The organism is Mesorhizobium sp. C416B (assembly GCF_030323165.1).
In the GTDB taxonomy this organism is placed as follows: Bacteria; Pseudomonadota; Alphaproteobacteria; order Rhizobiales; family Rhizobiaceae; genus Mesorhizobium.
In genome coordinates, this window is the sequence record NZ_CP100471.1 from 6455486 (window position 1) to 6467882 (window position 12397).

Here is a 12397-nt window from a genome sequence, read left to right on the forward strand (position 1 = left end):
ATTATCAGAGCCGGTGCGTTCCCAACGGTCGCGCCGGCTTTTTCATGTGGATGGGCGAGAGGTTGAGGCGCTTGCCGTCCGGGGAGATTCCCTTTGCCGGCGCGAAGCCCTAAACTGGTGGAATGACCGAATCAAAATCCATGATCCTCGGCTGTGCCGGGAAATCGCTGACCCGCGAAGAAATCCGTTTCTATCGCAATGAATGCCCGTGGGGCTTCATCCTGTTTGCGCGCAACATCGGCGAAACCGAGCAGATCCGCGATCTGGTCGCCGAAATGCGCGACTGTATCGGGCGCCCCGATGCGCTGGTGTTCATCGACCAGGAAGGTGGCCGGGTGCAGCGCCTGCGGCCCCCGCTGGCGCCGAACTATCCCGCCGGCGGCGCGCTCGGTGCATTGTGGCGCAAGGACCATGATGCCGGCACCCGCGCTGCCTGGCTGATGGCGCGGCTGCATGCCTTCGACCTGTTGCGCTTCGGTATCTCGGCCGATTGCCTGCCGGTGCTGGACGTGCCGATCGAGGGCGCCAGCGACGTCATCGGCGCGCGCGCCTATGGCAAGGAGCCGCGCCCGGTCATCGAACTTGGCCGCGCCGCCGCGGAAGGGCTGATGTCCGGCGGCGTGTTGCCGGTCATGAAGCATATTCCGGGCCATGGACGCGCCTTCGCCGACACGCATTTCGAGCTGCCTGTGGTCGACGCCTCGCTGAGCGACCTGCAGCGGCATGATTTCGCCCCTTTCCGCGAGCTTAGCCATCTGCCGATGGCGATGACGGCGCATGTCGTCTACAGCGCCATCGATCCGAACAACCCAGCGACCACCTCAGGCAAGGTCATCGACGAGATCATCCGCCGCGAGATCGGCTTCGACGGGCTGTTGATGAGCGACGACACCTCGATGAAGGCGCTTTCTGGGGATTTCCCGACAAAGGCGGCCTCGATCCTTGCGGCGGGCTGCGATCTGGTCCTTCACTGCAATGGCGTTTTCGAGGAGATGGCAGGCATCGCATCGCGAACCACGGGACTTGAAGGGACGTCGCTGGAGCGCGCCAAGCGGGCGCTGACCTATATAAGGGATCGCGACCGGGCCGACGAAACCGAGATACGCGCCGAGTTTGCCACCTATTTCGATGCGGTGGCCTAGAGACGGATGATTTCAGGTCTGTTCGACCTGAAATCTGAATCCGTCTCTAAATTAGATAGAGAGAGCATGATGTCGTCCGAAAACCGCTTCACACTTTCGGCATCGTGCTCTAACCAGAGGTAAAGGAACAAGTGGCGGAGACATTGGACAGCAAGGCTGCGAAGGCCGCACCGATGGACCGTCTGTGGGCCGAGAACGACGATTCACGGGTCACCGGCGACCCGTCGCTTGTCGTCGACGTCGCCGGGTTCGAAGGTCCGCTCGACCTCTTGCTGCATCTCGCCCGCAACCAAAAGGTCGATCTGTCGCGGATTTCCATCTTGGCGCTGGTCGAGCAGTATCTGACCTTCGTCGAGACGGCGAGGGCGCTAAGGCTTGAGCTTGCCGCCGACTACCTGGTGATGGCGGCGTGGCTGGCCTTCCTGAAGTCGAAGCTCCTCATCCCCAAGCAGCCCGGCGAAGAAGGCGAAAGCGGCGAGGAACTGGCCGCGGTGCTGCAGTTCCGGCTGAAGCGTCTGGAGGCCATGCGCGACGCCTCGGCAAGGCTGGTCAACCGCAACCGGCTCGGCCGCGACGTGTTTGCACGCGGCATGCCTGAAATGGTCATCGTCGAGAAGCGTAACGCCTATTCGGCCTCGCTCTACGATTTGCTCACCGCCTATGCGCAGCAGCGCCAGAAACAGGCGATCACCAATGTGACAATTGCCCGGCGTGGCGTGTGGTCGCTCAAGGATGCGCGCGATATCCTGACCCGGCTGATCGGCTCGCTGCGCGACTGGACGGCGCTGGACAGCTATCTGATCAATTACCTGACCAGCCCGGACGAACGGCGTACCGCGATTGCCAGCTCGTTTGCGGCGTCGCTGGAACTGGTGCGCGAAGGCAGCATCGAGATGCGGCAGGACCAGGTGTTCGCGCCGCTCTATCTGCGCGGCCGAGCGCAGCCAATCAAGGCAGTCGAGGTGGCATCATGAGCGAACGCGCCAACGCTTCGGTCATTCCGTTCATGGTTGAAGAAGAGACCGAGGAGGGCATTATCGCCCAGGACCCGACTGATACCCTGCTTCTGAATCCTGGCGAACGGCTGCACATGGCCGAAGCCATACGCATGGCCGAGGCGATCGTGTTCGCCAGCGCCGAGCCGGTCAGCGAAAAGCAGCTCGCAGCCAGATTGCCCGACGGCATCAGCATTGCCGCTGCCATGGCTGAGCTGCAGCAGATCTATGCGCGGCGCGGCGTCAATCTGGTCCGGGTCGGCGATGCCTGGGCTTTCCGTACCGCCGGCGATCTCGCCTTCCTGATGAGCCGCGATACGGTGCAGCAGCGCAAGCTGTCGCGCGCGGCGCTCGAAGTGCTGGCGATCATCGCCTACCACCAGCCGGTGACGCGCGCCGAGATCGAGGACATCAGAGGCGTCGAGACCTCGAAGGGCACGCTGGATACGCTGCTCGAAACGGAATGGGTGCGCATGCGCGGCCGCCGCCGCACGCCCGGCCGTCCCGTCACCTACGGCACGACAGACACTTTCCTCGACCATTTCGCACTGGAGGAGATCCGCGATCTTCCCGGGATGGACGAACTGAAGGGGGCAGGGCTGCTCTCCGGCCGCATGCCGTCGAATTTCGCCATCCCGTTGCCGCCGGCCGATCCGGACGCGCTGACCGAGGACGAGGATGCGTTGACCGACATCGATCTCGAGGAACTCGGCCTGCTGACGCCGCGCGTCACGGAAGATTGACCGCAAGCCGCTGTCAAAAAGCTGCATTGCTGCGGTAGATGCGCCGATTGGTAGCGGGCAGCTTTGCCGAAAATGCGTGACATAAGCCACGCCTTCATAAACTTTGTCGCTGTTGTGTTTGAATCCCAACGCGAAAACGCATAGATCATCGCCAGGGAAAACATTCGAGAGAGAGTTACAATGGGTTCATTTTCGATTTGGCACTGGATGATCGTGCTGGTGATCGTGCTGCTGGTGTTCGGCCGCGGCAAGATACCCGAGCTGATGGGCGACATGGCCAAGGGCATCAAGAGCTTCAAGAAGGGCATGGCCGACGACGATACCGCCGAAGACAAGCGCACCGTCGAGCACCGCCCGGACGAGACCGTTTCGGCAGTGAAGGAAAAGGCCAGCAAGAGCTGAGCCGAAGGTTTGTTGCTTTTGCAAGTCGTTGCCCCAAACCGCTTCGCACTTTTGGGCGACAAGCACTAGTCGGAACTGATTGCCATGTTTGAAGTCGGCTGGACCGAAATGCTGGTGATCGCGATCGTCATGATCGTGGTCGTCGGACCCAAGGATTTGCCCAATATGCTGCGCACCTTCGGCCGCACGACGGCGAAGCTGCGTGCCATGGCCTCCGACTTCCAGAAGCAGTTCAACGAGGCGCTGAAGGAAGCCGAGCTCGACGACGTCAAGAAGTCGGTCGATACGCTGCGCGGCCTCAATCCGGCGGCCGAGATCCGCAAGCAGCTCAATCCGTTCGAACAGGCGGCAGCAGAGGTTCGCTCCGGCGTCGATGCGGTGATGAAGCCGAAGCCCGCCGTCGATCCCGCAACGCCCGCGGCAGAAACACCACAGGCGGCCGAGCCGCTCAAGAACGGCGCGACGGTGATGCCGGGTGTCAACGGACCGGAAACAGCGCCGGCGGCGCTGATCCTTCCGGCGATGACCGACGAGGCGGTGGTGACACCGGCTGCAGCAACAGCAGCGCCACGAAACGCGCGCGCCAAGGGGGCTGCGATATCAAAGGCCCCGGCAACCAAAACAGCGGCAGCCAAGGCAGCACCGGCAAAGCCGGCGCCTGCGGCGAAGGTTGCGGCCAAGCCGTCAGCGGCGCCCGCCAAGGCTGCACCTGGAAAAGCCGCCACCAAGCCCGCTGCTGCACCGAAGGCAGTCGCAAAGGCTGAGCCGAAGCCTGCGCCGGCCACGAAGCCCGCGTCCAAGAAGACGGCGGGGGCCGCCAAGTGAGCATTACGGACAGCGAAAAGGACGAGATCGAGAAGTCGTCGGCTCCGCTGATGGAGCATCTGATCGAACTGCGCCGGCGGCTGATCTGGTCGATCGGCGGTTTCTTCGTCGCCTTCCTCGTCTGCTTCTTCTTTGCCAAGAAGCTGTTCAATCTTTTGGTCGTTCCGTTCAAGTGGGCCACGCAGTGGGCCGGGCTCGATCCGCACAAGGTCGAGCTGATCTATACGGCGCCGCAGGAATTCTTCTTCACCCAGGTCAAGCTCGCCATGTTCGGCGGCATGGTCATCGCCTTTCCGCTGATCGCCACGCAGATCTACAAATTCATCGCGCCAGGCCTCTACAAGAACGAACGCAACGCGTTCCTGCCGTTCCTTATCGCATCGCCGATCCTGTTCCTGATGGGAGCGTCGCTGGTCTATTTCTTCTTCACGCCGATGGTGATGTGGTTCTTCCTCGCCATGCAGCAGGCCGGCACCGACGACCAGGTGCAGATTTCGCTGCTGCCGAAAGTGTCGGAATATCTCAGCCTGATCATGACGCTGATCTTCTCCTTCGGCCTGGTGTTCCAGCTGCCGGTGGTGACCAGCCTGATGACGCGCGTCGGCATGCTGTCGTCGAAGGCGCTGGCCGAGAAGCGCAAATGGGCGATCGTCATCGCCTTCGTCGTCGCGGCGGTGCTGACGCCGCCTGATCCGATGAGCCAGATCGGTTTGGCCATCCCGACCATCCTGCTCTACGAGGTGTCGATCTGGGCGGCCCGGCTGATCGAGCGCGATCAGGTCAAGCAGAAGCTGGCGCGCGAGAAGCAGGAAGCCGCCGAAGCCGTGGCCGAAAAGGCGGCGGACGCGTCCTCAAAGCAGGCTCGTTCATAGGCTGTCGCGTTCGGGTATCCGCGTTAGCGGAAAAACGCGACAGCCGCTGACCCTCATCTTGCATCGATGAAGGATGCGGTTTACCCCCTCAGCCTTATTCTGAGGACGAACCAACCATGCTTGATATCAAATGGATTCGCGACAACCCGAAGGCCCTTGTCGAGGCGCTGGCCAAGCGCTCGTGGTCGGCTGACGAGGCGCAGTCCACGGTCGATGAGCTGATCAAGAAGGACGAAGCGCGGCGCGAGCACGTCACCGAGCTGCAGACCAAGCAGGAACGCCGCAACGCCGCCTCGAAGGAGATCGGCAACGCCATGCGTTCGGGCGACACGGCACTTGCCGAAAAGCTCAAGGCCGAAGTCGGCGATATCAAGACCTTCATCCAGAATGGCGAGGCGCGCGAGCGCGAGCTCGACAAGACGCTGAACGATGCGCTGGCGGTGCTGCCGAATGTGCCGCTCGACGACGTGCCGGTCGGCAAGGACGAGCACGACAATGTCGTCAAGCATATCGTCGGCGAGGTGCCGACTCGGCCGAACTGGGTGAAGGAGCATTTCGAGATCGGCGAAGCGCTCGGCATGATGGATTTCGAGCGGGCGGCAAAGCTGTCGGGATCACGCTTCACCGTGCTGAAGAGCGGGCTGGCGCGGATGGAGCGCGCCATCGGCCAGTTCATGCTCGATCTGCACACGACCGAGCATGGCTATGAAGAAGTCATCCCGCCACTGATGGTGCGCGACGAAGTGCTTTTCGGGACCAACCAGCTGCCGAAATTCGAGGACGACCTGTTCTTCGTGCAGCATGGCGATGGCCGGCTCGGGTTGATTCCAACCGCCGAGGTCCCGCTCACCAACCTGGTGCGCGAAGAAATCACGGCCCATGAAAAGCTGCCGCTGCGCTATACGGCGCTGACGCCGTGCTTCCGCTCGGAAGCGGGCTCCGCCGGCCGCGACACGCGCGGCATGTTGCGCCAGCACCAGTTCTACAAGGTCGAGCTGGTCTCGGTCACCGACCAGGAGTCTTCGCTCGCCGAGCACGAGCGGATGACGCAGTGCGCCGAAGAGGTGCTGAAGCGACTGGAGCTGCCGTTCCGCACCATGGTCCTGTGCACGGGCGACATGGGGTTTGGCGCGCGCAAGACCTACGACATCGAGGTCTGGCTGCCTGGACAGAACGCCTATCGCGAGATCTCGTCCTGCTCGGTCTGCGGCGACTTCCAGGCCAGGCGCATGGATGCCCGCTACAAGGACAGGGACGGCAACGGCAACCGCTTTGTGCACACGCTGAACGGTTCGGGCACCGCTGTCGGCCGTGCGCTGATTGCCGTCATCGAAAACTACCAGAATGAGGATGGCAGCGTAACCATTCCTGAAGTGCTGCGGCCTTATATGGGCGGTCTGGCGAAGATCGAATCGAAGTAATGCGCATCCTTCTGACCAATGATGACGGCATTCATGCCGAGGGCCTGGCGTCGCTCGAACGCATCGCCCGCACGCTGTCGGACGATGTCTGGGTCGTGGCGCCGGAGCAGGACCAGTCCGGCTACGCGCACTCGCTGTCGATCTCGGAGCCGCTCCGGCTGCGCAAGATCGGCGAGAAACACTACGCCGTGCGCGGCACGCCGACCGACTGCGTCATCATGGGCGTCAAGAAGATCCTGCCTGGCGCGCCGGACCTGATCCTGTCCGGTGTCAATTCCGGCGCCAACATCGCTGACGACGTCACCTATTCCGGCACCGTCGCCGGCGCCATGGAAGGCGCGCTGCTCGGCATCCGCTCGATCGCACTCAGCCAGGGTTATTCCTATGTCGGCGAGGACCGCGTCGTTCCCTATGAGACCACCGAGGCGCTGGCGCCGGCGTTGCTGAAAAAGCTCGTCGCCATGCCGCTGCCGGACGGCGTGCTGCTCAACGTCAACTTTCCCAACTGCCTCCCTGACGAGGTTGCCGGCACCGTCGTGACGTCGCAGGGCAAGCTGGTGCACAGCCTTTGGGTCGACGAGCGCCGCGACGGGCGCGGCCTGCCTTATTACTGGCTGCGCTTCGGCCGCGAGCCGGTCGAGGGCAAGCAGGGCACCGATCTCCATGCTCTGCGCAACCGGCTCGTGTCTGTGACGCCGCTGCAGCTCGACCTCACCGCGCATGAAATCCGTGACCAACTGACCAAGGCGCTGTCTGAATAAGGTGTTCGCATGAAGAAGGTTCTGGCATGAACTTGCCGCTCGACGATCGCGAGGGTTTTGCCGCTTTCCTGCTGCGCCTGCGCGGCCAAGGCGCGGTGCCGAAGGCGCTGATCGCAGCCTTCGAGGCGACGCCGCGGCGCGGCTTCCTCAACGGCCAGTTCCATTCCATCGCCTGGTCGGACGGGATGCTGCCGATCGAATGCGGCGAGGCGATCGAGGGCGCCGATCTGCAGGCGGCGGTGATTGCGGCCCTGGCAATAGAGCCCGGCAACCGGGTGCTGGAGATCGGCACCGGCTCGGGCTACACGGCAGCGGTGATGTCGCGGCTCGCGGCGCGCATCGTCAGCGTCGACCGCTACAAAACGCTGGCCGAGCAGGCCAGGCAACGCTTCGAGGCGCTCGGCATCGGCAATGTCATCGTGCGCCAGGCCGACGGTTCCAACGGGCTTGCCAATGAAGCGCCGTTCGACCGCATCGTAGCCTGGGCGGCTTTCGACAGCCTGCCGCGCTTCCTGCTCGACCAATTGTCGAGCGGCGGCATCGTCATTGCCCCGATCGGGCCGGAGGAGGGCGAGCAGGTGCTGGCCAAGCTGACCAAGGTCGGCAGCCGCTTCGAGCGCGAGGATATCGGCACCGTGCGCCTGCAGCCGATCCTGCGCAGCGTCGCGGCGGTTATCTGAATTCTGCCTGTCACGCGCTTCGAAGGTAAGCCGAAGCCGATCGTTTCGTCATCCACGGGCGAAGCAAGGAGCGTAGCGACGCAGCGCAGACCCGAGGACCCATGCCGCGCCATCAAGGCGTTGCTACGGCGCAGAATTCTGCTCTGCTGCATTCTTCGGCCAATGTCACGGAATGGATCCCAGGGTCTCCGCGACGGCGCTTCGCGCCTGCTTCGCCCAGGGATGACGACGTTGGTGAAGGCGCCTTACAAAATGTTTTAAGAAAATTTGCGTCTGATTCTATGGGGTTAACCCGCCAGTAACATTAACGCGCTTTAATCATGACCAGTGTGTACCGGTTCTGTGCGGGTTAGTGCGATGCAATTCAGTGTTTTGAAGGCAAACGGGCGTACTCTGTCGCGGGGCTGCGCTGTCCTCATGCTAGCCGGAGTGGCGGCGGGGTGTAGCTCCCAAGTCTCGCGGTTCAATGGTGTCGACGACGTCTTCACCTCCTCGACCAACAATCAGCGCGCCATCATCGACAAGCAGAGCACCGCTCAGCCCTATCCGGGCGATGTGGCGGCCGAGCCGATCGCTGCGGCACCTGTCGATGGCAGCCATAACCAGTCGGTCAGCCGCTCCAGCCTGGAGCCGGTCACCGTCCAGCAGCTGCCGCCGCCGAGCGCGCCCAAAGCTGCTCCGATGCGTACCGCTTCCGCGCCGGCGCTTGCACCGGCACCGCATGTCGACAGAACGACTACCGGCACCGTCCAGCCGGCGAGGCCGTTCAAGAATGCCGGTGACTCCGATCCGAAACCAGTTGCGGCTGGTACGCCGCATGCGACCGAGATCGTGGTCAGCGACGGCGAGACCATTTCCGGCATCGCTCATCGCTATCATGTGCCCGCCGACGTGATCATGAAGGTCAACGGCTTGAGCGCCACCAAGGGGCTGAAGACCGGTCAGAAACTGGTCATCCCGGCCTATGCCTATTCAAGCAAGGGGACAGAGCCGAAACTTGCCGACGGCAAGCCGGCAAACAGCCCCAAGGCGCCGGCGCCGGAAAAGGTCGCCGTGCTGCCGCAGCAGCCGAAACTCAAGGACGGCAAGTCCGCCGCGCAGGTTGACGCTTCGGCAGCGAACAAGCCGAAGACCGACAAGCCGGCGCAGACGGCCTCGGCCGCGCCAAAGGCCGGCGCGGGCACCTACACGGTCCAGTCAGGCGACACCATGTCCTCCATCGCCAGGAAGACCGGCGTTGGCGTCGTGGTGCTGAAGCAGGCGAACGGCATGCAGGACGGCCTGCTCAAGATCGGCCAGACGCTGAAGGTTCCGGCAGGTGGCACCGCAACGGTCGCCAGCGCCAAGCCGGCCAAAGTTGATCCGGTGACGACTGCGACCACCCAACCGGCGGCAAAGCCGACGGAGACGCTCGCCACCTACACGCCGCCGAAGAAGGACGCCAAGGTTATCCAGCAGGCCGAGGACGACGACGCTGTTGCGCCCGATGCCACCGGCATCGGCAAGATGCGTTGGCCGGTGCGTGGCCGCGTCATCTCCAATTTTGGTGGCGGCAAGGATGGTGTCGACATCGCCGTGCCTGAGGGGACGCCGGTCAAGGCGGCCGAAAACGGCGTGGTCATCTATGCCGGCGACGGCCTCAAGGAATTCGGCAATACGGTTCTGGTGCGCCACGAAAACGGGCTGGTCACCGTCTATGGTCACGCCAGGTCGATCGAGGTGCAGCGCGGCCAGAAGGTCAAGCGCGGCCAGGAAATCGCGCTGTCGGGCATGAGCGGGACCACCGACTCGCCGAAACTGCACTTCGAAGTGCGCAAGAACTCGGCCCCGGTCGACCCCTCTGGCTATCTCGAATAGAACAATAAACGTTTTGCAGGCCGTCTGACCTCCAGTCCGGCCCGCCGGCTCAGCCCGCTCCGCAAGGGGCGGGCTTTTTCAGTGACCTGACGGAAATCAATCAGTCGTTCAGCGGCTTGCCGAGCCGGCCGGCCAGATCCTGGGTGAACTGCCAGGCGACGCGGCCCGAGCGGCTGCCGCGTGTCGTTGCCCATTCCAGGGCGTCGGCGCGCAGCTGCTCCGGGTCGATAGTGAGCCCGTGATGGCTGGCATAGCTGTTGACCATGTCGAGATATTCGTCCTGCGAACATTTGTGGAAGCCGAGCCACAGGCCGAAACGGTCGGACAGCGAAACCTTTTCCTCGACCGCCTCGGACGGGTTGATGGCGGTCGAGCGCTCATTGTCGATCATGTCGCGCGGCAACAGGTGCCGGCGGTTCGACGTGGCGTAGAAGATGACATTGGCCGGGCGGCCCTCGACGCCGCCTTCAAGGGCTGCCTTCAGCGACTTGTAGGAGGTGTCGTCATGGTCGAAGGAGAGGTCGTCGCAAAACAGGATGAAGCGAAACGGCGCCGCCTTCAGCAGGCCCATCAGCCTGGGCAGCGTGTCGATATCCTCGCGATGGATCTCGATCAGCTTGAGCGGCAGGTCGGATTTGGCCTGGGCGTTGATCTGCGCATGCACGGCCTTGACCAGCGAGGATTTGCCCATGCCGCGCGCACCCCACAACAACACATTGTTGGCGGCATGGCCGGCGGCGAAGCGTTCCGTGTTTTCGACCAGAATGTCGCGCACGCGGTCGACGCCGCGGATCAGGCCGATGTCGACGCGGTTGACCTTGCGCACCGGCTCGAGATAGCCGGGGTCGGCCTGCCAGACGAAGCAATCGGCAACCGCAAGATCGGTTTGCGGCACCGGCGGCGGGGCGAGGCGGGTGACCGCCTCGATCAGGCGGTCGAGCTTTTGGTTCAGGGCCTCGATGGTGCTGTCGGTCATGTCTCGTCTTTTATGTTTCCGCACGAACGTGCGTAGGGGCCGAAATCGTCTTGATCCGGGCGAGATAGAAACTGGTTCCAAGCTTTTGTTTGGGCATGATCTTTTGCGAAAACCACGCCCGTATTCCGGGAGCATGCTCTAACACGGGTCAACCGGCCGGAAAAGCAGCTGAAAGCCCGGCCGCGCAGTTGCATTGGTAACTTTACCCACTATATTCCGGCCAAATTTGGCGAGGCCGCCCTACGGCCTTCTTCGTAACCAGGAGTTCTTGATGTTCGTCACACCGGCATACGCCCAAGCTACCGGAACTCCGCTTGGTCCGTTCGGGGATATCGGCATGATACTCCCGTTCGTTCTGATCTTCGTGATCATGTATTTCCTCATCATCCGGCCGCAGCGCGCCCAGTTGAAGAAGCGCCAGGAGATGATCTCGGCCGTGCGCCGTGGCGACACGGTCATCACCGGCGGCGGCTTCGTCGGCAAGGTGACCAAGGTGATCGACGACAATGAGCTTGAGATCGACCTTGGCGGCGGCACCAAGGTGACGGCGCTGCGCTCGACGATCGCCGATGTTCGGGTCAAGGGCGAGCCGGTGGCCAACCAGAACGCCAAGAAGTAAGCCAGTTTCCCAAGCGGAGCGATCCGCGGGCAGAGCTCTGACAAAAGACGGCGTATGGTCCATTTTTCGCGCCTGAAAATGATCCTGATCTGGCTTGCTATGGCAACAATGCTCGTCGACGCGCCCAGTCTTCACGCTGCCGGCGCGGACGTGCTGCTTCGATTGGACGCGACCGATGTGATCGATCGCCGGTTGGAGGCGACGCGTGACGAAATCAGGACGCTGCTGCGCGATGCAAGGATCGGCTATACTGGTCTTGCTAAGTCGGGTCGGGCCGTTCAGGTGCATATCACCGACGCCGCTCAGGTCGGCGCGGCCAAGATGGCATTGGAGGCGGTGACTGATCCTGTCCTTGGCAGCGCTGGTCCGGTCCAGGAAGTGATCCTGGATGATACCGGAGCAGCGTTGCTCAAGTTCACGGTAACAGACACAGGTATCAAGTATCGGATGTCGATCGCGCTTGCGCAGTCGATCGTGGTCATTAAGAATCGCCTGCGTGATCTTGGTGTAGCCGACCCAGTAGTGCGGCCAGAGGGCGAAGACGGTATGCTGGTCCGGACCTCGGGCGTTGCGGATTTGCAAAGGCTGAGGAGAATTCTCACCCGAACCGGAATGCTGACTTTTCAGTGGGTTGATGAGTCGATGCCGGTCGCTGATGCGATCAATGGCCGGACGCCCGCTGGCTCGGTGGTGGTTTATTCGAAGGACGATCCACCGGTTCCCTATCTGGTTGAGAGCCGAACGATCGTTTCCAGTGACGACATTGTCAATGCTCAGGCGACTCCCAACTCCGTCACAAATGAGCCGGCGGTTTCGTTCACCTTCGATTCCAGGGCAACGGCACGCGTTGCGCAGGCGACCTCGCAGAATGTCGGCAAGCTATTTGCGATGATCCTCGACAACCAAGTGCTTTCGGTGCCAGTCGTCCGCGAGCCAATTCTTAACGGCCGCGGCCAGATATCGGGCAACCTTACAAAGGAGAACGCCGATGATCTGGCCTTGCTTTTGCGTTCCGGACCGATGCCTGCACAATTGAAAATAGTCGAGTAGCGCACGATAGCGCCCGGCGGTGATCAGAATTAGAATGGAACCGACAGAGGCGAT

At 62.5% G+C, this 12397-nt stretch carries 13 protein-coding genes; 12 read left to right on the plus strand and 1 reads right to left on the minus strand.

Features of this window, described 5'->3' with window-relative positions:
- Window positions 1-122: 122 nt before the first annotated feature.
- The 10 genes from nagZ (at window position 123) to NLY43_RS31260 (ending at window position 9698) form a co-directional block, all read left to right on the plus strand.
- A complete protein-coding gene (gene nagZ, locus NLY43_RS31215; RefSeq protein ID WP_023710685.1) occupies window positions 123-1142 on the plus strand; it encodes a beta-N-acetylhexosaminidase in 1020 nt (339 codons plus the stop codon).
- 173 nt (window positions 1143-1315) lie between these two features.
- Window positions 1316-2116 (plus strand): segregation and condensation protein A, encoded by an 801-nt coding sequence (locus NLY43_RS31220; RefSeq protein ID WP_023667690.1) that lies wholly within the window; start codon window positions 1316-1318, stop codon window positions 2114-2116.
- Window positions 2113-2880 (plus strand): SMC-Scp complex subunit ScpB, encoded by a 768-nt coding sequence (scpB, locus tag NLY43_RS31225; RefSeq protein ID WP_023681651.1) that lies wholly within the window; start codon window positions 2113-2115, stop codon window positions 2878-2880. The genes NLY43_RS31220 and scpB overlap by 4 nt, the downstream gene beginning before the upstream one ends.
- A 180-nt stretch (window positions 2881-3060) precedes the next feature.
- Window positions 3061-3282, plus strand: a complete 222-nt coding sequence (locus tag NLY43_RS31230; protein WP_023681650.1) for a twin-arginine translocase TatA/TatE family subunit — start codon at window positions 3061-3063, stop codon at window positions 3280-3282.
- Window positions 3283-3366: 84 nt separating this feature from the next.
- Window positions 3367-4107, plus strand: coding sequence for a Sec-independent protein translocase protein TatB (tatB, locus tag NLY43_RS31235; protein WP_023710684.1), 741 nt, complete (start codon window positions 3367-3369; stop codon window positions 4105-4107).
- Window positions 4104-4979 (plus strand): twin-arginine translocase subunit TatC, encoded by an 876-nt coding sequence (tatC, locus tag NLY43_RS31240; RefSeq protein ID WP_023667686.1) that lies wholly within the window; start codon window positions 4104-4106, stop codon window positions 4977-4979. The genes tatB and tatC overlap by 4 nt, the downstream gene beginning before the upstream one ends.
- 116 nt (window positions 4980-5095) lie before the next feature.
- Window positions 5096-6400 carry a serine--tRNA ligase gene (serS, locus tag NLY43_RS31245; protein WP_023706002.1) on the plus strand — a complete coding sequence of 435 codons (1305 nt, stop codon included), beginning with the start codon at window positions 5096-5098 and terminating at the stop codon, window positions 6398-6400.
- The gene (gene surE, locus NLY43_RS31250) at window positions 6400-7161 is read left to right on the plus strand and encodes a 5'/3'-nucleotidase SurE (RefSeq protein ID WP_023710683.1); all 762 of its coding nucleotides are present in this window, start codon (window positions 6400-6402) and stop codon (window positions 7159-7161) included. The genes serS and surE overlap by 1 nt, the downstream gene beginning before the upstream one ends.
- A gap of 26 nt (window positions 7162-7187) precedes the next feature.
- Window positions 7188-7841 carry a protein-L-isoaspartate(D-aspartate) O-methyltransferase gene (locus NLY43_RS31255; RefSeq protein ID WP_023667683.1) on the plus strand — a complete coding sequence of 218 codons (654 nt, stop codon included), beginning with the start codon at window positions 7188-7190 and terminating at the stop codon, window positions 7839-7841.
- Window positions 7842-8198: 357 nt separating this feature from the next.
- Window positions 8199-9698 carry a peptidoglycan DD-metalloendopeptidase family protein gene (locus tag NLY43_RS31260; protein WP_023688223.1) on the plus strand — a complete coding sequence of 500 codons (1500 nt, stop codon included), beginning with the start codon at window positions 8199-8201 and terminating at the stop codon, window positions 9696-9698.
- Window positions 9699-9798: 100 nt separating this feature from the next.
- On the opposite strand, the gene NLY43_RS31265 is transcribed toward NLY43_RS31260, so the two are convergent.
- A complete protein-coding gene (locus tag NLY43_RS31265; protein ID WP_023706000.1) occupies window positions 9799-10674 on the minus strand; it encodes an ATP-binding protein in 876 nt (291 codons plus the stop codon).
- Window positions 10675-10945: 271 nt separating this feature from the next.
- Here NLY43_RS31265 and yajC point away from each other — a divergent pair, with 271 nt between their 5' ends.
- Entirely contained in the window at window positions 10946-11293 is a 348-nt protein-coding gene (gene yajC / locus NLY43_RS31270; RefSeq protein WP_023667680.1) for a preprotein translocase subunit YajC, read from the plus strand.
- Window positions 11294-11347: 54 nt separating this feature from the next.
- Window positions 11348-12343 (plus strand): SecDF P1 head subdomain-containing protein, encoded by a 996-nt coding sequence (locus NLY43_RS31275; RefSeq protein ID WP_023688225.1) that lies wholly within the window; start codon window positions 11348-11350, stop codon window positions 12341-12343.
- Window positions 12344-12397: the final 54 nt, after the last annotated feature.